At 71.5% G+C, this 23,967-nt stretch carries 23 protein-coding genes; 7 read left to right on the forward strand and 16 right to left on the reverse strand.

Annotation, left to right across the window (positions count from 1 at the left end; translation table 11 throughout):
• Positions 1 to 21 precede the first annotated feature (21 nt).
• The 3 genes from OG538_RS03320 to OG538_RS03330 are packed head-to-tail and all read right to left on the reverse strand — an operon-like array spanning position 22 to position 3,591.
• Positions 22 to 1,236, reverse strand: a complete 1,215-nt coding sequence (locus tag OG538_RS03320) for an acetyl-CoA C-acetyltransferase (protein ID WP_406089937.1) — start codon at positions 1,234 to 1,236, stop codon at positions 22 to 24.
• A 49-nt stretch (positions 1,237 to 1,285) separates the two neighbouring features.
• On the reverse strand, positions 1,286 to 2,428 hold the full coding sequence (locus OG538_RS03325) for an acyl-CoA dehydrogenase family protein (RefSeq protein ID WP_406089939.1): 1,143 nt from the start codon (positions 2,426 to 2,428) through the stop codon (positions 1,286 to 1,288).
• A complete protein-coding gene (locus tag OG538_RS03330; RefSeq protein ID WP_406089941.1) occupies positions 2,428 to 3,591 on the reverse strand; it encodes a CaiB/BaiF CoA transferase family protein in 1,164 nt (387 codons plus the stop codon). Before OG538_RS03330 ends, OG538_RS03325 begins: the two co-directional genes overlap by 1 nt.
• A gap of 205 nt (positions 3,592 to 3,796) precedes the next feature.
• Between OG538_RS03330 and OG538_RS03335 the strand changes: the two genes are divergently transcribed.
• The gene (locus OG538_RS03335; protein ID WP_406089943.1) at positions 3,797 to 4,987 is read left to right on the forward strand and encodes a saccharopine dehydrogenase family protein; all 1,191 of its coding nucleotides are present in this window, start codon (positions 3,797 to 3,799) and stop codon (positions 4,985 to 4,987) included.
• A gap of 22 nt (positions 4,988 to 5,009) precedes the next feature.
• On the opposite strand, the gene mmpA is transcribed toward OG538_RS03335, so the two are convergent.
• Together mmpA and OG538_RS03345 are read right to left on the reverse strand one after the other, a co-directional pair.
• The gene (gene mmpA / locus OG538_RS03340) at positions 5,010 to 5,153 is read right to left on the reverse strand and encodes a morphogenic membrane protein MmpA (RefSeq protein ID WP_406089945.1); all 144 of its coding nucleotides are present in this window, start codon (positions 5,151 to 5,153) and stop codon (positions 5,010 to 5,012) included.
• A 79-nt stretch (positions 5,154 to 5,232) separates the two neighbouring features.
• Positions 5,233 to 5,910, reverse strand: a complete 678-nt coding sequence (locus tag OG538_RS03345) for an endonuclease V (protein ID WP_406089947.1) — start codon at positions 5,908 to 5,910, stop codon at positions 5,233 to 5,235.
• Positions 5,911 to 5,949: 39 nt separating this feature from the next.
• On the opposite strand from OG538_RS03345, the gene OG538_RS03350 reads away from it, so the two are divergent.
• Positions 5,950 to 6,243 (forward strand): YciI family protein, encoded by a 294-nt coding sequence (locus OG538_RS03350; RefSeq protein WP_406089949.1) that lies wholly within the window; start codon positions 5,950 to 5,952, stop codon positions 6,241 to 6,243.
• A gap of 62 nt (positions 6,244 to 6,305) precedes the next feature.
• Here OG538_RS03350 and OG538_RS03355 read toward each other — a convergent pair whose 3' ends face one another.
• Positions 6,306 to 7,397 (reverse strand): WD40/YVTN/BNR-like repeat-containing protein, encoded by a 1,092-nt coding sequence (locus OG538_RS03355; protein WP_406089951.1) that lies wholly within the window; start codon positions 7,395 to 7,397, stop codon positions 6,306 to 6,308.
• A 240-nt stretch (positions 7,398 to 7,637) separates the two neighbouring features.
• On the opposite strand from OG538_RS03355, the gene OG538_RS03360 reads away from it, so the two are divergent.
• The 3 genes from OG538_RS03360 to OG538_RS03370 all read left to right on the forward strand — a co-directional run bounded on the left by OG538_RS03360 (position 7,638) and on the right by OG538_RS03370 (position 11,387).
• Positions 7,638 to 8,054, forward strand: coding sequence for an SsgA family sporulation/cell division regulator (locus OG538_RS03360; protein WP_406089953.1), 417 nt, complete (start codon positions 7,638 to 7,640; stop codon positions 8,052 to 8,054).
• 334 nt (positions 8,055 to 8,388) lie between these two features.
• Positions 8,389 to 10,020, forward strand: coding sequence for an ABC-F family ATP-binding cassette domain-containing protein (locus OG538_RS03365; RefSeq protein ID WP_406089954.1), 1,632 nt, complete (start codon positions 8,389 to 8,391; stop codon positions 10,018 to 10,020).
• 392 nt (positions 10,021 to 10,412) lie between these two features.
• Positions 10,413 to 11,387, forward strand: a complete 975-nt coding sequence (locus tag OG538_RS03370; RefSeq protein WP_406089956.1) for an acyl-ACP desaturase — start codon at positions 10,413 to 10,415, stop codon at positions 11,385 to 11,387.
• A gap of 80 nt (positions 11,388 to 11,467) precedes the next feature.
• On the opposite strand, the gene OG538_RS03375 is transcribed toward OG538_RS03370, so the two are convergent.
• Complete coding sequence (locus OG538_RS03375; RefSeq protein WP_406089958.1) at positions 11,468 to 13,852, reverse strand: hypothetical protein; 2,385 nt, start codon at positions 13,850 to 13,852, stop codon at positions 11,468 to 11,470.
• Between the two features lie 1,023 nt (positions 13,853 to 14,875).
• Between OG538_RS03375 and OG538_RS03380 the strand changes: the two genes are divergently transcribed.
• The gene (locus OG538_RS03380) at positions 14,876 to 15,784 is read left to right on the forward strand and encodes a chitosanase (protein ID WP_406099972.1); all 909 of its coding nucleotides are present in this window, start codon (positions 14,876 to 14,878) and stop codon (positions 15,782 to 15,784) included.
• A gap of 33 nt (positions 15,785 to 15,817) precedes the next feature.
• Here the strand turns inward: OG538_RS03380 and OG538_RS03385 are convergent, their stop codons facing one another.
• The 9 genes from OG538_RS03385 to OG538_RS03425 form a co-directional block, all read right to left on the reverse strand.
• Positions 15,818 to 16,072 (reverse strand): WhiB family transcriptional regulator, encoded by a 255-nt coding sequence (locus tag OG538_RS03385; protein WP_406089960.1) that lies wholly within the window; start codon positions 16,070 to 16,072, stop codon positions 15,818 to 15,820.
• Positions 16,073 to 16,163: 91 nt separating this feature from the next.
• A complete protein-coding gene (locus OG538_RS03390) occupies positions 16,164 to 16,964 on the reverse strand; it encodes a VOC family protein (RefSeq protein ID WP_406089962.1) in 801 nt (266 codons plus the stop codon).
• A gap of 156 nt (positions 16,965 to 17,120) precedes the next feature.
• Complete coding sequence (locus OG538_RS03395) at positions 17,121 to 18,194, reverse strand: LLM class flavin-dependent oxidoreductase (RefSeq protein ID WP_406089964.1); 1,074 nt, start codon at positions 18,192 to 18,194, stop codon at positions 17,121 to 17,123.
• A gap of 4 nt (positions 18,195 to 18,198) precedes the next feature.
• Complete coding sequence (locus tag OG538_RS03400; protein WP_406089965.1) at positions 18,199 to 19,086, reverse strand: ABC transporter substrate-binding protein; 888 nt, start codon at positions 19,084 to 19,086, stop codon at positions 18,199 to 18,201.
• A complete protein-coding gene (locus OG538_RS03405) occupies positions 19,087 to 19,845 on the reverse strand; it encodes an ABC transporter ATP-binding protein (protein ID WP_406089967.1) in 759 nt (252 codons plus the stop codon).
• Positions 19,842 to 20,672, reverse strand: coding sequence for an ABC transporter permease (locus OG538_RS03410; protein ID WP_406089969.1), 831 nt, complete (start codon positions 20,670 to 20,672; stop codon positions 19,842 to 19,844). Before OG538_RS03410 ends, OG538_RS03405 begins: the two co-directional genes overlap by 4 nt.
• Positions 20,669 to 21,685 carry an NrtA/SsuA/CpmA family ABC transporter substrate-binding protein gene (locus tag OG538_RS03415; protein WP_406089971.1) on the reverse strand — a complete coding sequence of 339 codons (1,017 nt, stop codon included), beginning with the start codon at positions 21,683 to 21,685 and terminating at the stop codon, positions 20,669 to 20,671. Before OG538_RS03415 ends, OG538_RS03410 begins: the two co-directional genes overlap by 4 nt.
• Positions 21,682 to 22,710: an ABC transporter substrate-binding protein gene (locus tag OG538_RS03420; protein ID WP_406089973.1), complete on the reverse strand. Its 1,029-nt coding sequence runs from the start codon at positions 22,708 to 22,710 to the stop codon at positions 21,682 to 21,684. The genes OG538_RS03415 and OG538_RS03420 overlap by 4 nt, the downstream gene beginning before the upstream one ends.
• Positions 22,711 to 22,846: 136 nt before the next feature.
• Positions 22,847 to 22,957: a putative leader peptide gene (locus tag OG538_RS03425; protein WP_406089975.1), complete on the reverse strand. Its 111-nt coding sequence runs from the start codon at positions 22,955 to 22,957 to the stop codon at positions 22,847 to 22,849.
• A 192-nt stretch (positions 22,958 to 23,149) separates the two neighbouring features.
• On the opposite strand from OG538_RS03425, the gene OG538_RS03430 reads away from it, so the two are divergent.
• Positions 23,150 to 23,932 (forward strand): IclR family transcriptional regulator, encoded by a 783-nt coding sequence (locus OG538_RS03430; RefSeq protein ID WP_406089977.1) that lies wholly within the window; start codon positions 23,150 to 23,152, stop codon positions 23,930 to 23,932.
• Positions 23,933 to 23,967 lie beyond the last annotated feature (35 nt).

Consider the following 23,967-nt stretch of genomic DNA (forward strand, 5'->3'; position numbering starts at 1 on the left):
TCTCCGTAGGAAGGGGAACGGTCAGAGACGCTCGATGACGGTGGCGATGCCCATACCGCCTCCGACGCACAGGGTGGCGAGGCCGTAGCGCTTGTCCTGGCGCTCCAGTTCGTCGATGAGGGTGCCCAGGATCATCGCGCCGGTGGCGCCGAGCGGGTGGCCGAGCGCGATGGCGCCGCCGTTGACGTTGATCTTGTCGAGGGAGAGCCCCATGTCGCGGGCGAAGCGCAGGACGACGCCGGCGAAGGCCTCGTTGATCTCGACGAGGTCGATGTCGTCGATGGTCAGTCCGGCCTTGGCGAGCGCCTTGCGGGTGGCGGGCGCGGGGCCGGTGAGCATGATGGTGGGCTCGGATCCGGAGACGGCGGCGGAGACGATCCGGGCGCGCGGGGTGAGTCCGTAGCGCTCGCCGATCTCCTTGGAGCCGATCGCGACGAGGGCGGCCCCGTCGACGATGCCGGAGGAATTGCCCGCGTGGTGGACGTGGTCGATCTTCTCCACCCAGTGGTACTTCTGCAGCGCCACCGCGTCGAAGCCGCCCATCTCGCCGATCGCCGCGAACGACGGCTTGAGCGAGGCGAGCGAGTCGGCGGTGGTGCCGGGGCGCATGTGCTCGTCGTGGTCGAGGACGACGAGACCGTTGCGGTCCTTGACGGGCACGACGGAACGAGCGAAGCGGTTGTCCTTCCACGCCTCGGCGGCCCGCTCCTGCGACAGCGCGGCGAACTCGTCGACGTCGCGGCGCGAGAAGCCCTCGATGGTCGCGATGAGGTCGGCGCCGATGCCCTGCGGCGCGAACCCGGTCTCGTAGTTCGTCATGGGGTCCATCGCCCAGGCACCGCCGTCGGAGCCCATCGGGACGCGGGACATCGACTCGACGCCGCCCGCGAGGATGAGGTCCTCCCAGCCCGAACGGACCTTGGCCGCGGCCAGGTTGACGGCCTCCAGGCCCGAGGCACAGAAGCGGTTCTCCTGGACGCCCGCGACGGTGTCGGGGAGGCCGGCCGCGATCGCGGCGATGCGCGCGATGTCGGAGCCCTGGTCGCCGAGCGGGCTGACCACGCCGAGGACGATGTCGTCGACGGCCGCCGGGTCCAGGCCCGGGAAGCGGTCACGGAGTTCGTGGATCAGACCGACAACGAGGTCGATCGGCTTCGTGCCGTGCAGGGCCCCGTTGGCCTTGCCGCGGCCGCGCGGGGTGCGGATCGCGTCGTAGACGAAAGCTTCGGTACTCAAGACAGCTGCCTTTCGAGGGTGGTTGCGCAACAGGGTGGCGGGGGCCGGGTCAGGCGAGCAGCGAGCGGCCGATGATCTCCTTCATGATCTCGGTCGTTCCGCCGTAGATGGTCTGGATACGGCCGTCGGTGAACGCCCTGGCCACCGGGTATTCCGCCATGTAGCCGTATCCGCCGTGCAGTTGGAGGCACCGGTCGGCGACTCGCTTCTGCAGTTCCGTCGCCCACCACTTGGCCATGGAGGCGTGCACGGCGTCGAGCGTCCCCTCCGAGTGGTCGACGATGCACCGGTCGAGGAAGGCCCGGGTGACCGCACACTCGGTGGCCATCTCCGCGATCTCGAAGCGGATGTGCTGGAGCTTGGAGAGCGGACGTCCGAAGGCCTCGCGCTCCTTGACGTACGTGGTGGTGATCTCCAGGAGGTGCTCGGCGGCGGCGATCCCGGCGACTGCTATGCCCATCCGCTCCTGGGCCAGGTTGGTCATCAGGTGGATGAAGGCGCCGTCGAGCTCGCCCAGGAGGTTCTCCTTGGGCACGCGCACGTCGTTGAAGAACAGTTCGGCGGTGTCCTGGGACTTCTGGCCGATCTTGTCGAGGTTGCGGCCGCGCTCGAAGCCCTCCGCGCCGCGCTCGACGACGATGAGCGAGAGGCCCTTCGCACCGCCCTCCGGAGTGGTCTTCGCGACGACGACCACGAGGTCGGCGAGGATGCCGTTGGAGATGAACGTCTTGGAGCCGTTGAGGAGCCAGTGGTCGCCCCGGTCCTCTGCGGTGGTGCGGATGCCCTGGAGGTCGGAGCCGGCGCCGGGTTCGGTCATCGCGACGGCGGTGATGATCTCGCCGCTGCAGAAGCCGGGCAGCCAGCGCCGCTTCTGCTCCTCGGTGGCGAGGCCGGTCAGGTAGGGGCCGATGATGTCGTTGTGCAGGCCGAGCGCGAGGCCCGGGGCGCCGGCGCGGGTGAACTCCTCGGCGAGGACGGCGCTGTACCGGAAGTCCGTGTTCCCGCCGCCCCCGTACTCCTCGGGTACGGCGAGGCCGAGCAGCCCCTGCCGCCCGGCGGCGCGCCAGGCCTCGCGCGAGACGATGCCGTCCTTCTCCCACTGCTCGTAGTGCGGGAGGACCTCCTTGGACAGGAAGGTGCGCACCGTCTCCCGGAACGCGTCGTGCTCCTCGGTGAAGATCTGCCGCTGCATCAGTCGGTCGCTTCCTTCCGGGTGGTCCGCAGGGCCGGCACACCCCAGTCGGCGGCGACGGCCTCGGTGTCCGCGCCCGGCTGCGCCGGTCCGCTGTGCACCGAGGAGGGCGTGGCCGAAAACCGGGGCGCGGGCGCGGGCTGGGTGTGTCCGCCGTGTTCGACGAAGGTGGAGCGGGCGGCGAGGTGCGGGTGGTGGGGTGCCTCGCGAAGGGAGAGAACGGGGGCCACGCAGGCGTCCGAGCCGTCGAACACCTCGGTCCACTCGGCGCGGGTACGGGTACGGAACCGGGCGGCGACGAGGGTTCGCAGCTCCTCCCACCGGTCGAGGTCGCCCCGGTCGGGGGCCGTCTCCCCGATGCCGAGCAGTTCGGTGAACTCCGTGTAGAAGCGCTTCTCCAGCGGGCCGACCGCCATGTACTCGCCGTCGGACGTCTCGTACGAACCGTAGAACGGGCAGCCGCCGTCCAGGAGGTTGGAGCCGCGCCGGTCCTGCCAGCCGCCCGCCTGCAGCATGCCGTGGATCATCATGGTGAGGTGCGTGGTGCCGTCGACGATCGCCGCGTCGACGACCTGTCCGCTGCCGCCGGGGGTCCGGGCGTGCTGGAGGGCGGCCAGGACGCCCACGACGAGGTAGAGCGAGCCGCCGGCATAGTCGCCGAGCAGGTTGGCCGGGACGACGGGCGGCTCCCCGGGCTTGCCGATCATGGAGAGGGCGCCGGTGACGGCGATGTAGGCGATGTCGTGCCCGGCCCGTTCGGCGAGCGGGCCGTCCTGGCCCCAGCCCGTCATCCGTCCGTAGACGAGCTGCGGGTTGCGGGTCAGGCAGGCGTCCGGGCCGACGCCCAGGCGTTCGGCGACACCGGGGCGGTACCCCTCGATCAGGACGTCCGCCCGCTCCACCAGGTCCAGGACGGTGGCCGGCCCGTCGGCGGCCTTGAGGTCGACGAGGACGGAGCGCTTGTTGCGGTTGGTGAGGTCGCGGGCCGGATCGATGCCGAGACCGGCGCCGCCGGGCCGGTCGACGCGCACCACGTCGGCGCCCAGATCGGCCAGGAGCATCGCGGCGAACGGGCCGGGCCCGATGCCCGCCAGCTCGACCACGCGCACACCGGCCAGCGGTCCACGCCGACCGTGCGAGCCGCCGTTCTCCGTCGTTGCCATCGAGCCCCCAGCGGTATGACACAACTGATGTAACACCGATGATGCTAAGAATGCTCCGCGCTCCGCACAACCCCTAGGAGCGAGCAAGCGCTTAGTTCTTCTCCAGGGATCCTCCCTCACGAAGCCTCCCCGACCGCACAGCGCCACGTCCGGCTCCGCTACCCTCTGCCTGCTACATCGGCGCCGGCCCCCTGCGGAGGCACTCATGAACAGGCAGAACGGGGCACCACGCCCCTATGACGTAGTCCTCTTCGGCGCCACCGGCTTCGTGGGTGAGCTCACCGCCGGATATCTGGCGGCCCATGCCCCGGAGGACTGCCGCTGGGCTCTGGCCGGCCGCAGTCGCGCCAAGCTGGAACAGCTGCGCAACCGCCTCACCGCGCGCTACCCGCACTGCGCGGACCTGCCGCTGCTGCACGCCGACGCCGAGGACGCGGACGCGCTGCGCGACCTGGCAGAGTCCGCCCATGTGGTGGCGACGACCGTGGGGCCGTACGTCTGGTACGGGGAGAAGCTGGTCGCCGCCTGCGCCGAGGCGGGCACGGACTACACCGACCTCTCGGGCGAGCCGGAGTTCGCCGACCGGATGTATCTGGAGCACGACGCCCGGGCGCGCGAGACCGGGGCCCGCATCGTGCACGCCTGCGGTTTCGACTCCGTCCCGCACGATCTGGGGGTGTACTTCACGGTCCGGCAGATGCCCGAGGACGTCCCGCTCCGCATCGACGGATTCGTCCGCTCCAACGCCGTCTTCTCGGGCGGTACGTTCGCCTCCGCGCTCACCGCGATGGGCCGTGGCCCGCAGACGCTGCGCGCCGCCAGGGAACGCCGGCTGCACGAGCCGCGCCTGGTCGCCCGCCGCGCCCGCGCCCCGCTCGGCGGGCCGCGCTTCAGCACGGAGACCGGCACCTGGGCGCTCCCGCTGCCGACGCTCGACGCACAGATCGTGGAGCGCTCCGCCCGGGCTCTCCCCCGCTACGGCCCCGACTTCCGCTACCGGCACTACGCCTCGGTCAAGCATCTGCCGGTGGCCCTGGGGGGCACGGCGGCGCTGGGCGTCCTGCTCGGCGCGGCTCAACTGCCGCCGGTACGGACCTGGCTGATGGATCGCTACGAGCCCGGGTCCGGCCCGGACGAGGAACGTCGCCGGCGGAGCTGGTTCACGGTCCGGTTCGTCGGCGAGGGGGGTGGCCGCCGGGTCTTCACCGAGGTGTCGGGTGGCGATCCGGGCTACGACGAGACGGCGAAGATGCTGGCGGAGGCGGCGCTGTGCCTGGCGCTGGACGAACTCCCGGCGACCTCGGGGCAGGTCACGACGGCCGTCGCCATGGGTGACGCGCTGCTTGAGCGTCTGCGCGGGGCGGGTCTGCGCTTCCGGGTGGCGGCCGTGCGCTGACGCGCCGCCGGGCGTCAGGAGCTCAGAAGATCCAGGAGGCCAGGGTGTAGAGCATCGCCCCGGCCCAGACGAAGCCGGCCGCACCCCCCATCAGCATGCCCACCGCCACTCGGCGCTGAGCGGGGTGGAGGGGTGCGGTTCGAGCGGTTGAGCGAGATGCGTTCATGTGTCCAGAGTGCCGACCATGATCGGCGGGCGCTATCCGTACGCGTACTCAGACGCCCGGCACCGGGTACACACCGGACTCAGCCTGTGGCCTCACGTAGCGCCCGCCTGCACAGCGCATCCGCTCTGCGGGTGGTCTCGGGCTGACGGAAGTCCCGGGCCAGCAGCAGCGTGTGCGCGCAGGCGTTGTCCAGGCCGGAGCGGTGCCCGACGGAGACGTACACCGGTTTCGTACCGTCCTGGGTGCGCAACGCCTGCCCCACCACTTCGTCCCCGTCGACCAGCGGCGAGCGGTCGCCTCGGCGGGGTCCGGGCTGTTCGTACGAGAAGGTGAACGGGTTCTTCGCGACGCCGATGACCGGAAGCCCGGTGAGTACGCCCAGATGGCTGGCGAGGCCGAAGCGGCGCGGATGCGCCCGTCCGTAGCCGTCGCAGACGACGAGGCCCGGGTCAACGGGCAGGGACTCCAGGGCGGCCAGCACGGTGGGTATCTCGCGGAAGGCGAGGAGTCCGGGGATGTAGGGGAAGGTGACCCGTCCGACGGCGGTGGACTCGGCCACCACCTCCAGCGTGGCCGCGTCGAGCACGACGGCCGCCGCCACGACGACATCGCGCTCGTCGTCGTAGGCGACGTCGACGCCCGTCACCCGACCGGAGCCCGGCGGCGGCCCCGGCTCGTCGAGCACCACGCGGGCGCGCAGCGCGTCCTGGAGGATGCGGGCCTCGGCCTCGTCGGCGGGCATCCGGAGTATCGTCATGATGACGCTCAGTTTAGGCCGTGTCGTAGCCTTGCGATCGTGTTCATACTCGAGCTGTCCTACACCGCCCCGCTGGACCGCGTCGACGCCGTGATGAAGGATCACGTCGCCTGGCTCGACGCCCACTACGCCGCCGGGGTCTTCATCGCCTCGGGCCGGAAGAACCCCCGCGACGGCGGGGTGATTCTCGCGGTCGGGGACGACCGGGCCGCGATCGAGCGGCTCGCGGCCCTTGACCCCTTCGTCGTGGAGGGCGTCTGCGCGTACCGGATCACGGAGTTCATCGCGACGAAGACGTCGGACGCGCTCGCGCCGTACCGCCAGCAGCTTTAGGGCCTTGCGTCAGGATCGCGCCGGGCTGACGGACCGATCCGGGCGAAGGCCCCCGCTGCCCCTCAGCGGACGGACGCGCGTGCCGCCCGCCCCTTCTCACCGGCTGCCCAGCAGCTCCCGTCCGCGGTGCAGTCGACCGTGTCGTACGACCCGGCGTCGACGGTGCGCCAGGTGCGGCCGCCGTCCGTGGTGAGGTCGGTGCCGGTCGGGCCGACCGCCAGTGCGGCCCTCCGGCTGTGCGGCAGCCAGGCGACACCCGAGCGGTAGGCCGTGGGCGGCGTCCGGGACGGCTGCCAGCCGCGGCCGGCGTCGGAGGTGACGGCCGATGCGCTGGGAGACAGCTGGTCGGCGCGGTAGTCCCCGCCCACCGCGATGCCGTGGGTGCGGTCCCGGAAGGCGAGGCCGAAGACGCCCCTGGCCGGGTCACCGGCCGGGATCGGCGACGCGGTCGCGGACCACGTCAGTCCGCGGTCGCCGGAGTGCAGGACCCGGGCGGTGGCCGCTCCGCCGGTCGCCAGCCAGACATCCTTCGGACCGGCGCTGACCAGGCACTGTCCACTGGCCGCGAACCCCGCCTCCCCTGCCAGCGCCTGGGGCATTCCGGCGCTCGGCAGCACGTTCCAGCTGCGGCCGCCGTCATGCGTGGACAGGATGCGGAACCTCCCGTCCACGGGGTCACTCATGGCGAGGCCGTGGCGGCTGTCGAAGAACGTGAGGCAGTCGTAGAAGGCGCGTGCGTCGGCGTTGCGGAAGGACTCGGTCCAGGTGGCCCCGCCGTCCTCCGTACGCAACACCCGCGAGGCCTCGCCCTCGCCGATGGCCAGGGCCACCGCCCGGCGGGCGTCGAAGGCCTCGATGTCGCGGAACTCCAGCCCTGCGTCCGCCGCGCCGGACGGCGAGACGTCACGCCAGTGCCGGCCGCCGTCGGTGGTGCGCAGCACGGTGCCCTTCGAGCCCGCGAGCCAGGCCGTACGGCCGCTGACGGCCGCGAGGCCGCGGAAGCGGGCGCCGGTCCCCGTGTCGGTGGGCGTCCAGGCCGGCTCGTGCCGTTCGCCGGGCATCGCCTGGGCCGCAGGTGCGGCCAGTGCGGCGGCCAGCGCCGCCCCGCACAGTCCCAGTGACATCAGTCGTCGCGTCTTCCCCATGGCCTTCATGGCGCTGGAAGCTAACTCACGGGCCAGGCCCCGTCCAGGGTGCATCGCCGCGGATTGGGCACGCGTGAAGGGCAACGGTGTGCGGTGACGCAGCTCACGCCGTGCTCCGGTGCACGGATCGACGGTTTCTGTCGTCTGTACAGGCGCGTCCGGCAATGGGGCGGTGGGCGACGCCACCCCCTGATGCCGAACGCTCCAGGTGCCGGGAACCGTTCATCCGGTCGCGAGAGGGAGCAGGTCTTGTCCACCGTTATCGAGCAGTCCGTGAAGGCACGCATGGTCGCATCCGCCCCGCAGATGGAGACGCTTCCCGCAGTCCTGAGTTACGACCGCACGGACCCCTTCGCCGTACGCATGGCGTTCCCCGCGCCCGCGACGCTTGAGGGGACCGAGGTGTCCTGGGAGTTCTCCCGAGAGCTGCTGGAGGCGGGGATGGACGCTCCGGCGGGGGTCGGGGACGTACGCCTCAGGCCCTTCGGGTACGACCGTACGGTGCTGGAGTTCCACGCCGCGGAAGGCATCGCCATGGTGCACGTGCGCACGGCCGAGCTGCGCCGCTTCCTGCGGCGTGCGCAGGAGCTGGTCCCCGCCGGGGACGAACACCGCTTCCTGGATCTGGACCGGAGCCTGACGCATCTGCTCGGCGGTTCCTGCTGACCTCGGCCCCCGGGTCCTCCCGGGGGCACCCCACGGCGTCCGCGGGCGGGGGCCGTTAATTCACTTGCCCCGTCCCGAGGGCCGCCGTACCTTCGTTGTTGTCCTTGTTGTCGCCGATAGGAGTAGGACGTTGCTCGTCTGAGGTCTTGAGACACCGTTCGCACGCCGTGCCATGTCTGCACATGTCCGCGTGCCCGGGTGTGACCTCAGCTCTTCGAGCCGTCCTCCGCGACCAGGGCCTTCCTCATCTCCTCCGGATCTTCTTCCGTGGAAAGCCAGTGACCGGTGTCTCGCCCCGTTGCCCCTGTCCTTCCTCGCAACCGGGAGATTCCGCATGTCAACCCCCCTTACCCACATCACCTGTTCGTCGCTCTCCTTCGCCTGGCCCGACGGCAGCCCCGTCCTCGACGACTTCCATCTCACCGTGGGGCCGGGCCGTACCGGTCTCATCGGGCTCAACGGCTCGGGCAAGTCGACGCTGCTGCGGCTGATCGCCGGCGAACTCACCCCCGCGGAGGGACACGTCAGGACAGCGGGCGAGATCGGCTACCTGCCGCAGAATCTGGTCCTGGACACCGCGTTGCGCGTCGACGCAGCCCTGGGCATCGCCGGGACCCGTGCGGCGCTGCACGCCATCGAGGCGGGCGACGTCGGCGAGGAGCGGTTCGCCGCGGTCGGTGACGACTGGGATGTGGAGGAGCGGGCACTCGCCACGCTCGATCAGCTCGGGCTCGGTCACATCGGCCTCGACCGCACGATCGGTGAGATGTCGGGCGGCGAGTGCGTGCTGCTGCGCCTGGCCGCGCTGCTGTTGGCGCGGCCCGACGTACTGCTGCTGGACGAACCGACGAACAACCTCGATCTGTACGCCCGCGGCCGCCTCTACGCGGCGGTCGACGCATGGAACGGCGTCCTCGTCGTCGTCAGCCACGACCGGGAACTCCTGGAGCGGGTCGACCAGATCGCCGATCTGAGGGACGCCTCCGTCACCTGGTACGGCGGCAATCTCTCGGCGTACGAGGAGGCACTCGCCGTGGAACAGGAGGCCGCCGGGCGCATGGTCCGGGTCGCCGAGGCCGATGTGCACCGCCAGAAGCGCGAACTCGCCGAGGCGCAGGTCAAACTGGCGCGCCGCAAGCGCTACGGACAGAAGATGCAGGAGAGCAAACGCGAACCGAAGATCGTCATGGGTGCCCGCAAGCGCTCCGCCCAGGAATCCGCGGGCAAGCACCGCATCATGCACGCGGAGAAGCTGGCCGAGGCCAAGGAACGCCTAGACGAAGCCGTCGAAGCGGTCCGGGACGACGCCGAGATCAGGGTCGAACTGCCGCACACCAAGGTCCATCCCGGCCAGGGCGTGCTGATGCTGAACAATCTGGAACTGCTCTACGGAGCGCGGGTCCAGGGTGCTTTCGAGGTGCGCGGTCCGGAACGCATCGCACTGGTGGGACGTAACGGAGCAGGCAAGACCACGCTGCTGCGGACCCTGGCAGGTGAGCTGGCACCCGTGTCCGGTGAGGCGTCGGTGCAGTTGCCGATGCGCTTCCTGCCCCAGCGGCTGGATGTGCTGGACGACGGGTTGAGCGTGGTGAAGAACGTGGCGCGGTTCGCGCCGGATGCCACGGACAACCGGATCAGGGCGCGACTGGCTCACTTCCTGTTCAGGGGGGCACGGGCGGACCGGCCTGCCGGGACCCTGTCGGGCGGCGAGCGGTTCCGCGCGGCTCTGGCCTCGCTGTTGCTGGCCGAGCCCGCGCCTCAGCTGCTGATGCTGGACGAGCCGACGAACAGTCTGGACATGGCGAGCGTGCGCCGGCTGACGGCGGCACTCGATGCGTACGAGGGGGCGTTGATCGTGGCGAGCCACGACGTGCCGTTCCTCGAATCGATCGGGATCACGCGCTGGCTGCTTCTCGACGGCGGTCTGCGGGACACGACGGCCGAGGAGGTACGCATCGGGCGGTGACGTACGGGGGCGCAGGGCGACGGGCCTGCGGGGGCTACCGGTGGGCCGGCCCCCAGCTCTCGGAGCCCCCGGAGGCCCGGCGGGAGAGAAGGAAGAGCGTTCCGATCTCCGGCCGGGCTCTCCCCGCGGCCGCGCCGCCAGGAGGCACTGGAACGGGACCGGCGACCCTGCGGAGCCCGTCGCGGCCGAGGGCCCGGCCCGGACGATTATTGGATTTTCACGCCCCCCGCTCCCGCCTCCCTGACCCTCTGTATACACCCTTGACCTGCACTTATAACGCACTGTGAACGATTGTTGCCCGGATGGGCTTGGCGGAGGCCTTACTGCCGCTTTAACCTACGGTCTCGTAACCTACGAAGCCGTAGGTAATTCTCCCGTCCCCAGGAGCCCCCGTGACGATCACCTCTCCCCACCTCGGCAGTTCACAGGCGTGGACCGACGCCCAACTGCTGTACGCGCTGGAAGAGGTGGTGGAGAAGGAACTCAACCGCCATCTCAAGGTCGCCAAGGACTGGATGCCCCACGAGTACGTCCCGTTCTCGGACGGCAGGAACTTCCCCGGCGTCTTCGACGACGGCCAGGCGTGGGAGGCCGAGCAGTCCAAGGTCACCGACATCGGCAAGATCGCCCTGGTGGTGAACCTGCTGACCGAGGACAACCTCCCCAGCTACCACCACGAGATCGCCTCGCTCTTCGGCCGCGACGGCGCCTGGGGCACCTGGGTGCACCGCTGGACGGCCGAGGAGGGCCGCCACGGCATCGTGATGCGCGACTACCTGCTCACCTCGCGCGCCGTGGACCCGGACAAGCTGGAGCAGTTCCGGATGGCGCACATGGCGGAGGGCTTCGAGTCCGACAACCGCCACTCGATGCTGCACTCCGTGGCGTACGTGGCGTTCCAGGAGCTGGCGACCCGGGTCTCCCACCGCAACACCGGGCACCAGTCGGGCGACCCCGTATGCGACCGGATGCTCGCGCGGATCGCGACCGACGAGAACCTGCACATGGTGTTCTACCGCAACCTCCTCGGCGCGGCCTTCGAGCTCGCCCCGGACCTGACGATGCAGTCCGTGCGCGATGTCGTCGTGAACTTCCGGATGCCCGGTCACGGCATGCCCGGGTTCGAGCGGGCCGCTGCGCAGATGGCGATCGGCGAGATCTACAACATGCGGATCCACCACGACGACGTCATCCAGCCGGTGCTGCGCTACCTGAAGGTGCTGGACATCGACGGCCTGGGCCCGGAGGGTCTCAAGGCGCAGGAGGAACTCGGCCTGTACATGAACGGGCTGGACAGCGAGGCGTCGAAGTTCGACGAGAAGCTCGCCGCGCGCAAGGCACGCGTGGCAGCCCGCGCCCAGGCCTGACCGCCGGCACACGCGACGCCGACGGGGGCGGGCCGAGGAGGCCCGCCCCGTTCGCGTTCCGCTGTCCCCCGGGGGGACACTCATTCGCGCACCGTCACCTCCGCGTAAGCGGCATCGCGTACATCCGCGTCCGGGTGGCGCCGCAGCAGTCTCAGCTGCGTACGCCATGGCCCGCTCCAGCCCGTCCGCCGTCCGGCCGCCACGGCGAGCTCCACGGCCATGAGGCCATGGGCAGGGCCACCGTCCTCGGCAAGGCGTGCCACGAGCGCGAGCCGCCTTCCCGAGCCGTCCTCGCCCTGCGGAGCCCCGATCCGCGTGCCGAGCACACCCGCCGTCCGGGCAGCGAGCACGGGACGCCCGTCGTGCAGCCGGGCGAGCCGGTCCAGGGCGGTGTACAGGGCATCGGGCCCCGCATCCGGATCGACGGCCCTCACGAGGAGCTCCGCGGCCTGCGGTACGTGGTCCCGGAAGCGGGCGAGCAGCTCCCCCGCGGCGCCCAGCACCGGCCGCAGCGCCTGGTCGGTACGCGCCCCCGCCGACCCGGCCAGCCGGTCCACGAGGTGGACGACCCGCTGCCGCGCCGGCCGGTCGCGCCCACTGCCGGCGTCGTCCATGGCCACGGCGTCGGCGAGCGTGCGCAGCGCCTGCATGAGCGCCTCGGCCGCATCCGGCGCGGCGGGTGCGGCGGTCACCAGCGCGTCCCCGGCCGACCGCCAGGATCGGCGGCGTGCGAGATCCGTCGTCGCCGCCACCAGCACCTCACAGACGCCCGGCGCCCACGGCGTCCATCGGGCCACCACCGCGTGGGCCGACGCCGCAAGCTCTTCGTCGTCGGTCTCGCACACCTGCCGTACCAGACCGGCGTAGCGGGGGCGGTACGGCGCGGGCAGATCCATGGGGCGCACGCGCAGTACGGCGGTGCGCAGTACCGTGCTGCCGGTCGCCGCGTCCGTGAGCAGGTCCCACATCCGCTCCTCCCCCAGCAGCCCGGTACCGCAGGCCACGGCGGCGGCCCGTACGTCGGGGTGCCCGCCGGGCAGCCCGTACGCCTCGGCGACCAGCGCGGCGGCCTGCGGCCGGGGCAGCCGGACGGCGGCGAGCCGTACGGCCTCCTTGCGGGCGGTCACCTTGCCGGCGCCCGGTGCGAGCCGCTCGCGCAGCAGGGGGGCGAGCACGGAGGGACGGACGTTCCGCGAGGCGCGGCCGGCCGCGAAGAGGGCGACCCTGGCGCGGTCACCCCGGCTGTGGGCGAGCAGCCCCGCCAGTACGTCAGGCGCCCGGTCCGTCCCGCCCAAGGCCGTGAGGGCGGCCTCCGCGAGCACGACCTCGTCGGAGCCGGTCCAGCCGAGCACGGCCGCCGCGCCTGTCGACGGGACGCGGGCCATTGCGCCGATTGCGGCCGCTCGGGTGTACAGCGGCAGCTTCGCGTCCCCCGCGGCCCGCTCCAGGACTCGCAGGGCCGCGCGCCGCTGGCGCGGCACCCAGCGGCGGACACCGGCGCCGGGCTCCACTGTCCAGGGTGTGCCGTGCGGCAGGAACCGGCCGTACGGCGGCGGATCGGTGAGAAACGGGTCGAGGAGGTCGGTGCGGCAACCGGTGAGGACGCGCAGGACCTCTGGAAGCGCCCCGGCAGAGGGTTCGGCGGCCAGGAGCCGTTCCACGCGCTCGCTGCGGTGTGCGGCCGGCTCCAGCCACAGTCCGACCGCGGTCCGCGCGGTGCTGTTCTCCCCGAAGCGCACGGCCTGCCACAGGAGTTCCTGCAACTCGGGCAGCCCGGCGGCGCGGCGGCCGAGCGCCCTCGCCAGCGCGAGGACCAGCCCGTAGTCGGCCTTTTCCGTGCCCGCCTCCAGCCAGGGCCGGAGCGCCTCGAAGACGTCCGCTTCCTGGCCGCGGCGCAGGGTGCGGTCGAGCCGTCCGAGGTCCGCTCCGCCGGTGTTCCCGGAGATCCGGACCAGGGTGCGCAGGGCCCAGTTCACGAGGGCGCGCTGCCCGGTCGCGGCGTGCTCGCGCAGCAGGCTCAGCGAGAGAGTGCTCAGGGCGCGCCTGGTGGCGTGCGAGGAGTCCCGGGCCTCGACGGCGTCGGCCGCGATCCGGTCCAGGGAGGGTTCCGCTGCGTCGGTGAAGAGGGCGGCGGGGACGGCCGTCAGCGCGTGGAGGGCGGCCGAACGGACCGGGTCCTGTTCGTTGCGCAGCCGCTCCATGTCGGCGAGCGCGTCCGCGAGCTCGTACGTTCCCGCACGTCCTGCGTTACCGATCAGCAGCGCCCAGGCCTGTGCCCGGTCCTCGGCCACGGGCTCGCGGGTGGCGGCGGTCAGCCGGTCGCGCACCTCGGCGACCGGCAGATACGACTCCGCGACGAGCACGCTGCTGCGGGCCGCTCCGCGTTCGGCCGCCAGCCGGGCCGCCCGCCGTGCCTGGTCGGCGACGCTGTTGCGCGGCAGCGCGTCGAGCAGCACGGTGTCCACGGAAGGGTGGCTGCCCTCTCCTCGCCCGTCCATGACCGCGGTGCAGAAGGCAGCGCGGCAAGCAGCCGGGCGAGCGCCGTGGAGTCCTCCCGCACGGCGCGGCCGACTTCCAGGAAGAGCCCCTCGGGGGCGGTGCGGGCCAGCCGGTACAGGACGCTTCGCCCCAGCGCGGAGCCACGCAGCGCCGGCCGGCTCCCCAGGCGCAGCAGGAGGCGGATCAGCCGGTCCGGTCCGACCGCGGCCAGGGCTCCGAGGCGGCTGGTCAGCGGCCACGGCAGGGTGGCCGGTGCGAAACGTTCGAGCAGGTCGAGGACCCGCTCCGGGCAGGGCGCGACGGTGGCCGCGACTCCGGCGGCGTACCTCTGCCACCACTCGGTGTGGTGCGGTTCGGGCAGTTCCGCCAGTTGCCGCTCGAAGGCGTCGAGGAGGAGACCCGGGTGCCGGCGCCCGAGGCCGCCCCAGCCGCGTACGGCATGCAGGACTTCGGGCAGCAACCGGGCCGCGGTCGCCGATGTGCACCCGGGCAGCAGTACGGCGGCGTCCCCGTCGCCCCAGCTCGCGCGAACCTCGTCGATCAGCCGGTCGGCGAGGTCGGCCCGCCCGTCGGTGACGACGGCCCGCAGGAGGCGGCGGCGTGCGGTGCCCGGAAGGTCGTCGAGGAGTTGACCGTATGCCGCGTCCGGCACGCCGAGGCTGTACGCGACGCGCAGGGCATGGCCCTGCACGAAGGGGTCCCGGTCGGCGAGGTGCGCCGCGATCCAGTCCCGGTCCCCTCCGGCGGCCGCGGCGACGACCGCGGTCTCCCGCTCGTACGCATCGCCCTCGTCCAACTCGTCCAGAACGGCACGCAGCCGCCCCGAAGCGGACAGAACGCGCGCCCGTGCCGTGAGTTCACGCATGCGCTCCGGGTACGGGAGCGGGTCGAGGGCGTTCAGCAGGGCATCGGTCATGGGGGCGATTGTGCCGTGCGGGGGCGAGCCCTCACCCGGGCGGTGCGGACCGTACTCTGTGCCGGTGAAACCTGTGACCCGCGTTGTTCTTTTCGGCGCGCCGATAGCGATCGTCGTTTCCGTGCTCTTCAACAGCGGCGGCGACTCGACGCCGCCCCGGAGCTCTCCCACCGCGAAGCGGTCGGTCACCACGCCCGCGCAGGCGGATCCCTTCGCCGCGGCGGACGACGAGGAACAGCGCACACTGAACGCACGCGTCGCCGCCATGCCCCCCGGGCTGGAGGATCCGAAGATGCGCGAGGTCGCCTGGAAGCTGCTGGCCAGCGCCGAGGGGTCGACCCTGGACTGGCGCAGCCAGTACGGCACGATCGAGGACACCGGCGACGGAACCGGTTACAACGCGGGCATCATCGGCTTCTGCTCCGGTACCCACGACATGCTCGCATTCGTCGAGTCGTTCACGGCGGACCACCCGGACAGCCCCCTGGCGCCGTTCGTCCCGGCCCTGCGCAAGGTCGACGGCTCCGCTTCGCACGAGGGGCTCGACCCCGGGTTCACGGCCGCGTGGAAGAAGTCGGCCGAGGATCCCGACTTCCGCGCCGCCCAGGACCTGGTGCGGCTGGAGCAGTACTTCGAACCGGCCGTCCATCTGGCGAAACTGGACGGGCTCGGTGCCCTGGGCCAGTACATGTACTTCGACGCCATGGTTCTTCAGGGCCCCGGGTCCGAAGCGGACTCGTTCTACGGCATCCGGAAGGCAGCGGTGGCCGAGGCCGACACGGTCGCGGAGGGCGGCGACGAGAGTGTGTATCTGGATGCCTTCCTGGACGCGGCGCGGGCCGTGATGAAGTCGAAGAGGAACCAGCAGGACACCTCACGCCTCGACACCGCTCAGCGGGTGTTCCTGGAGGACGGGAACCTGGCCCTGGAACTGCCGCTGACCTGGACGATGTACGGCGAGACCTTCACCGTCACGTCCTGACCGGCGTCCGGGCCGCGCCGGGCCGGGGACCGTTCACAGCTGGTCGCGTCCGACTCTGCGCAGCCGGTCGCGCTCCTTCTCTGAGAGACCGCCCCATACGCCGAAGCGTTCGTCGTTGTCGAGTGCGTACTCCAGGCAGGCCAGGCGGCCCTCGCAGGCGTTGCACAACTGCTTGGCCTCACGTGTGGAGCTGCCAGGGGCGGGGAAGAAGAACTCGGGCCCCGTCTGGGCGCACAGCGCTGTCTCCTGCCAGGCGAGAGCGGGGTCGGTCGCGGTGTTGATCAGCATGTGGCACACAGTGCCCTGCCGCGATAAACGACTGATCAACGATCCATCAACCGGCCGCAAGCCGCTCGCGGCCCGGGGCGCCGCACAACGGTCAGGCGGCGGGCCTCTGCGTACTCGTGATCACGGCGAATGAGGCACCGTACGGATCAGCGACGTTGGCGAACGTACCCACACCCTCCATCTCCGTCGGCTCCAGTGTCAGCTTGCCGCCCAGCCGGTCGACCGCCGCCACGACAGCATCGCAGTCGTCGACCTCGATGTACGGCAGCCAGTGCGGCCCGGCTGCGGCCCTGACGGGCACGGCGTCCAGCGGGACGAGCCCGCCGAAGGAGGCCGCCTCACCGCCGCCCGCCGTCCTGATGACGGTGTACGCGCCACCGCCGCCCGGATAGGGCAACTGGAGGGTCTTCCAGCCGAAGACGGCGTCGTAGAAAGCGGCGGCAGCCGGCACGTCCGGTGTGTAGAGCTCGGCCCAGCAGAGGCTGCCCGGTTCGCTCACGACGCCGAGACCCGGATTCTGCTTCGGCTGCCAGACGGCGAAATAGGCCCCGGCCCGGTCGGTGAACCCGCCCATCCGGCCGTACTCCAGGACGTCCATCGGCTCGAACGGCACCGTCCCGCCGGCGCCGCGCACGGCCTGTGCGGTGGCATCGGCGTCCGATGACCGGAAGTACACGGACCAGGAGGGCTTCCCCTGCTCCTCGGTGACCGTCATCGCGCCGCCGACGGTCTTCCCGTTCAGCATGAACATCCCGTAGCCGCCGGTCTCGGGGCCTCCGGCTTCGAAGTCCCAGCCGAGGAGGGCGGTGTAGAACGCCTTGGCCCCTTCGAGATCCGGTGTGCCCAGGTCCATCCAGGCGGGGGCGCCGTCAACGAAACGGGTGGTGAGCATCGTGCGCTCCTTCGGTGGTCCCGTTCTCTCACAGCGGGAGTTCCTGACCCTCCGAGTCTTGCACCGGGGACTGACAACCGCAGTCCCGGCGTGCTCCGGCCACGGCCGGCCGGAGCACGCTCGTCCCGGCGTGCGGCCTGTCCCGCCCCCCTCCTGTCAGTGCGTGATGCCCAGCGCCGGCAGCACCGTCTCCGCCACGCGGTACGCCTCCTCCAGCAGGGGGTTGCCGGAGAGGATGAAGGTGTCCACCCCCAGGTCCTCGAACTCCTGGAGCCGCTCGACGACCTGGGCGGTCGACCCGACCACCGCCGTTCCCGGGCCTGGCCGGAACAGGCTCATACCCGGCCACATGTTGGGGTGTTCCTCCAGCTCACGGGCGTGCGCGGGGACCTTTCCGCCGTGCTGGCGGAACTGCCGCTGCCATCCGACCCCGTCCTCGCCGGCCCGGTCGCCGAGCTGACGGGCGTACGTCGCGTCGCTCGTGACGTCGAGGAGCCGGTCGGCCGCCGCCCATGCCTCGTCCTCCGTGTCCCGGACGATCAGGTGCAGCCGCAGCCCGATCCTGAGCGTGCGGCCGTACGCGGCGGCCCTCGCGCGGACCCTGTCCAGCTTCTCCTTCAGCAGATGCGGCGGCTCTCCCCAGGTCAGGAAGACGTCCACGTGCTCGGCGGCCATTTCGATGCCAGGGTCGGACGAGCCGCCGAACCAGAGCGGAATGTGTCCGTCCTGGACCGGCTTCAGCTCGCGGAAGGAGGCACCGGCGTTCTTCAGGTCGTAGAAGCGGCCCTTGTGGTCGAAGACCTCGCCGGCCGTCAGCCGCTTCACGATCGACCAGTACTCCGCGCTCAGCTCGTACCGTTCGTCGTGCTCGACGTGGAGTCCGTACTCCTGCAGGGACTTCGTTGAACCATTGACCACATTGAAGCGAAGCCGGCCGCCGAAGAGAGTGTCGAAGCTGAGCGCCATCTTGGCCAGCAGCGTGGGTGAGATCAGCCCGGGATGCACCGCGAGCAACGGTTTGAACCGGGTGCTGGTGGAGGCCGCCAGCGCACTGCCGAGCGGCCAGACGTCGTACAGATCCGTGGCGAGCAGCGCACCGCTGTAGCCGAGCCGCTCGACCGCCCCGGCCAGCCGGCCCAGGTAGCCGAGGTCGACCGGGCGCCTGCCGGCGGGCTCCCAGGGGTAGGCGCCTTCGCGCGGAATGATGTACCAGAGGACTTCGGTCGCCATGTCGTCATACCGCCCTTTCCGCGGCCGCACGGGCACGGGCGTGGCCGACGGTGACCGGCCGGTCGATGAATCCGGTCCGGTGGAAGATGTCGGCCGCCTCCTGCTGCTCCGCGATGAACGCGTCGGAGACGGCCTCGATCGTCCAGGGCAGGGACGCAAGCGCGCTCACCCAGTCGTCCGCCGATCCGCCGAGGTCGGCGGAGGCGATCTCGGCTGCCTGCCGGGGGTGGGCCGCCGCCCAGTCGTCGGCCCGCTGGAGCGCCCTGGTCAGGGCCTCGATGACCTCGGGCCTGGATTCGGCGAGGTCGCGGCGGGTGAAGAAGACGGAACGGTCGCTGATGACGTCGCCGGTACGGACCAGGGTTCGCAGTCCTCCGGTGCGCCGAGCGGCCGCCAGCTCGGCGCCCTGGGCCACCCAGGCAGCGATCCCGCCGGTGCGCAGCAGTTCCTCGCTGCCCGCGTTGCTGCGGACGGCGGTGATGTCGTCGGCGTAGGACAGCCCGGCGTCGTCGAGGGCCTTGGCGATGAGATGGGTCTGCCAGGACCCGATCGCCAGGTGCACGGTCGCACCCTTGAGGTCGGCGACGGTGCGCACGGGACTGTCCTCGGGAACCAGGAGCGCGCCGTGTTCGGGGCGCGGCGCGGAGACCGCGGTGTAGACGATGTCGTGGCCGGCGGCCTGGGCGGTGACCGGCGGGGTGGAGCCGGTGCCGCCGAAGTCGATGACGCCCTGCGTCAGGAGCTCTCCGGTTCGCACGCCGTTGGTGTACGGGTGGAAGAGGACGCTCTCGCCCAGGGGGGCGAGCTCCTCCTGGGCGAAGCCCAGCCGGGAGAGGTGGTAGAGGTAATAGAGGGACGGGTTGCTGCTGTGGACACCGATGGTGAGGGTCATTCAGATCACTCCGGCTTCTGTACGGACGGGGGACGGACGGGAAGGTGCTGGGGCGTCGACACCGAGATCGGCCAGGAGCCGTCGGCGCAAAGCCGCGAACGCCGGATCGCCCGGGTCTCGCGGCCGGGCGACGTCGACGGTCTCGTCGGTGACGAGGCGGCCGTCACGCAGGACGGCGACCCGGTCAGCCAGCCTCACGGCCTCCTCCACGTCATGGGTGACCAGGAGGACGGCGGGACGGTGGCGGCGGCACAGCTCGCCGACCAGGTCCTGCATCTTCAGCCGGGTCAGTGCGTCGAGTGCGGCGAACGGCTCGTCGAGCAATAGGAGTTCGGGCTCACGGACCAGAGCGCGGGCGAGGGCGACGCGCTGGGCCTCACCACCGGAGAGCGTGGCCGGCCAGGCCTCGGCGTGGCGTTCCAGGCCGACTTCGGCCAGCGCGCGCAGCCCGTGGGTGGAGCGGCTGCGTGGCAGGGCGACCGTCACATTGGCCAGGACCTTCTTCGACGGCACGAGCCGGGGCTCCTGGAAGACGACGGTGCGGGCCTCGGGGACGAGCACCTCTCCCGCGTCGGTGCCGTCGAGTGCCCCGAGGATACGCAGCAGCGTCGTCTTCCCACTGCCGCTCGCCCCAAGGAGGGCGACGAACTCACCTCGGGCGATGTCGAGTTGCAGGTCATCGAGGACGGCGCGGTCGCCGAAGACCCGGCGCAGCCCCCGTACCCGTACTGCTGGAGCGGATGTCGTGCCGGTGGTCATCGGGTGGCTCCCTGGGGGGTTCGCCACGGCATCAGCAGGCGTTCCAGCAGCCGCACGAGGATGTCCGCGGCCAGCCCGAGGACCCCGTAGACGAGGATGCAGACGGCGAGGATGTCGGTGCGGGCGTAGCTCTGCGCCTGGGACATCAGATAGCCGATGCCGGCGGTTGCGTTGATTTCCTCGGCGGCGATCAGCGCGATGACGCTGAGTGTCATCGACAGCCGCAGTCCGGCCAGCAGGGAGGGCAGGGCGCCGGGCAGGACGACTTCGCGTACGAGGGCGAGGCGTCCCATGCCGAAGCTCCGCATGGCCTCGACGAGTTTGGGGTCGGTGTTGCGTACCCCGCTCGATGTGGACACGTACATCGGGAAGGTGGTGGCCACCGCGATGAGGAGGATCTTGGCCGTCTCGTTGATCCCGAACCAGACCATGAACAGGGGTACCAGGGAGAGGAAGGGGATCGTGCGCAGCGTCTGGAGCGAGGAGTCGAGGAGTTCGTCGCCGAGGCGGGTGAATCCGGTGGTGATGCCGAGGGTCAGCCCGGCGGCGAGCCCGATGAGCAGGCCGAGGCCGGAGCGGGTGAGGGAGGTGGTGAGGGCGTCGGGCAGCTGGCCGTTCCCCCACAACTCACCTACGGCTCGGAGCACTTCGCCGGGCGATGCCAGGACGTCGGGGGTGAGGAGCCCGCCGGCGGAGGCCGCCCACCAGAGGACGAGCAGCGCGACCGGGCCGAGAGTGCGGACGGTGAGTGCGTAGCCCCGGCCGCGGGCCTTGTTGATCCTCGGGCTCGGGCGGACGAGGCCGGGGGGCGCGGCGATGTCGCTCATGACAAGGTCCGGACGTCGAGCAGGTGGGCGGCGACGTCGACCTCGGTCCGGGTGACCTTCTGCTCCGCGTAGAAGGCCGCGACGGCCTTGAAGCGCTCGATGTCCTCCGGGCCGATGGGACCGACGGCCGCGCCCTTGGCGGTGAACCCGTTCTGGACCGCCTTGGCCCTGCCGGTCACAGCGGTCGGGCCGACGTCCGTGAAGACGTTGAGGTACGCGGACGGGTTCTGCTTCTCCTTGGCACTGGCCTGGTGGAGGTACTGGTAGAGCGCCTTCACGACCTTCGGATGCTGCTCGGCGAACTCGGTCCGTACGGCGTTGAGGCTGTAGTTGTCCGAGCCGATCGCCGCACCGTCGGCGACGAAGTGCGCCTTGCCGCTGCCGATCTCGGCGACCGCGTACGTGGCCCAGACGGCCCAGGCGTCGACCTTGCCGGCGTTGAAGACCGCCGCGGTCTGGTCGGGCCTGAGGTAGACACGGGTGACCTTGCCGGCCGGGATTCCGGCCTTCGCGAGGGCCTTGAGCAGCAGGTACTCGCCGGTGCCGCCCTGGTTGACGGCGACCTTCTTCCCCACGAGATCGGCCACCGAGTCTATGGCCGATCCGTTCCTGACGAGGATGCCCTCCCCCGCGGCGTCCGGGTCGACGGCGGTGAAGAACTTGAAACCGGGCCGCTGGGCGAGCGAGGTGATGCCGGCAGTGATGGAGCCCGTGGCGATGTCCAGCTGATCCGCGTTCATCGCCTGGGCGGCCGGGGCGAACGGTCCGGCGCTGCCGGTCCACTCCACCTTGGCACCGGCTTTGGACAGGGCCTTGTCGAGGCTGCCGTCCTTCTTGCCCAGGGCGAGCACACCGGAATTGCCGGGGTCGGGGATGCGGACGGTCACCGTGGCCTTCGAGCCCCCTGCGGCGCTGTCGGCCTCGGACGTGCCGCAGGCGGTGAGGGCGACGAGCGCCGAGACCGTGAGGAGCGCCGGAACGGCCGACGTGCACAGTGGACGGGCGAGATTCATGACGAGGGTTCCTCCGGGCTGAGGGGGGCGGAAGTGCTGCGGACCAGGGCGGCTGCGCGGCGCAGCGGCTCGTGGTCGGCCCACGCCGCGACGTCGACGGGTTCGGGCAGGAAGCCGTGGGCGCGCAGCCCGGCTTCCTGTGCGGCGAGCAGGGTGAGGCGTTCGGCGGACAGATCGGGGTGCAGGGTCAGATGGGTGCCGGGCCGGTAGGCGCCGGCGACCCCATCGGCACCCGCCCCGGTCTCGGCGCCGAGGATGCGGTCGACCTCGTCGGGCTGTCCGGCCGCCCAGTCGGCTGCCCTCAGCAGAACGGCGAGGAAGCGGTCGACGAGGGCCGGGTGGTCGTCCAGGAGCTGCTGGTGGACGGTGATGGGGCGCGGGGTGCCGTTGTTGACCCGGAACCTGCGGTCGGGCAGTTCGTCGAGCTCGACGGCCACTTCGGCGCCGGCCCGGCGGGCCGCCTCGACGGCCAGCGCGCCCTTGACGTAGACGGCGTCGACGTCTCCGCGTCGCAGTGCGGCGAGTTCGGCCGCCCACTGACCCGCGTACCCGTCTGCGGGTACGTCGACGAACGAGGCGTCCGTCGGCGCGAGTCCGGCGGAGGCGAGCGCCCCCTCGAAGCCGCGCAGGGCCATGGCCCGCCAGAAGTCGATGGCGATGTCGTGCCTCGGCACGGCGAGCCGCAGCCCGCGCAGTGCCTCGGCGCCCCGGATGCCGGAGCCGGGGGCGACCAGGACGGTCTGCCGTTCCTCGATCCAGGTGAGGCCGACCAGCCGGGTGCGTTCTCCCCGCGAACGTGCCCACAGAGCGGGGACGTTGCCGCCCTCCCGGAACAGCCCCGGCAGGGCGTGGGTGTAGTGCGCGGCACGGTCGGTGTGCGGGGAGGCGTCCTGGAGGGAGCGTACGGAGATGCCGTCAGCGGCGAACTCGGCGGTGAGCCACTGACGGTCGGCGGCGATGCCGGTTGCCGTGGGGACAGGACAGCGGGTGAACCAGAGGGTCCGGGGCAGGACGGCAGACGTCACGGAGTCTTCCCGAGGATCGGTGAAGCGGATGGAGGAGCGGGCGGGCGCACCACGTACGCCCCGGAACGGGGTGGGACGTGGCGCGGTAACCCGCGAGGCGTCGGAGCGACGCGTCAGCGTGAAAAGAGGGGGAGGGTCAGCGACAGGCGGCGCTGGACACGCGGGCGAGGTCGATGTGACGGCGCAGCGTGAGGGCGAGCAGGATCGGAGCGGCGTGGGCGGGGGTCGCGGATCGGCGGCCGGCCATGGCACTGCTCCCTTCAGCTCGTCGGCGGTGAGGGCTGCAGCGTGCCACGGGGCAATGCCCCACCACAACTTGCTTCCCATGATGTGGGATTGGGTATGAACGGCATGTTTCACCAGCCGGTTCGGGCTCTGCCCAGCTCTCGTAATGTGGCAACGTCGGAGCCCGCATCCCCACGAGCGGAGAGTGAACCCCATGACCGAGGCCGCAGCGGTACGCGCTCCCGGTGGGGCGCAGGCGGTACAGCGTGCCCTGGACGTCCTGCACTGTTTCCACGACAACGGCCCCGATCTGAGCGCCTCCGATCTCGCCCGCCGCCTCGCGCTGTCGGTGTCCACGGCCCACCGGCTGGCCCGCACCCTGCTCGGTGCCGGATTCCTCGAACAGGACGCCCGGACGTCCCGTTACCGGCTGGGGCCCGCCGTGACCGAGCTGGGCCGGCTCTCCTACCACCAGCGTGGTCTGCATCTGGCCGCCCCCGAACTCGCCGATCTCGCCGAGCGCACGGGCGCCACAGCCGACCTGGCTCTGCGCAGCGGACCGCACGCCGTGATCGTCGCGGGCGGTTCGGTGACCCCCAAGGTCGGGCTGCGCCGGCCGCTGCACTCCACGGCTCTGGGCAAGGTCCTGCTGGCCTGGGCGAGGCCGGGTGAGGGCGGCCCCTCCTCCCTGCCGCCGCTGCCCGCCTTCACCGACCGGACGATCGTCGAACCGAGGGCCCTGGAGGCGGAGCTGGCCCGGGTCCGGTCCGACACCTATGCCGTCAACGACGGCGAGTCCGCCCAGGGAGTGCGGACCCTGGCGGTGCCCGTGCTGGACGGCGCCGGATACGCCCGCTTCGCCCTGGCGGTACGGGCCACGCCGGCCGTGATCACCGAAGCGCGCAGTGACTGGTTCCTGATCCAGGCACGATCCTGCGCACGCGCCCTGGAGGTGCTGCTGCTGTCGCCGGCCGAGCGCCGGCCTCCCGCGCCCTGACCCGTCCGCCGGGCAGGGCTGTCGGTCACGCGTGG

This window comes from Streptomyces sp. NBC_01013 (assembly GCF_045162765.1).
Lineage (GTDB): Bacteria > Actinomycetota > Actinomycetes > Streptomycetales > Streptomycetaceae > Streptomyces.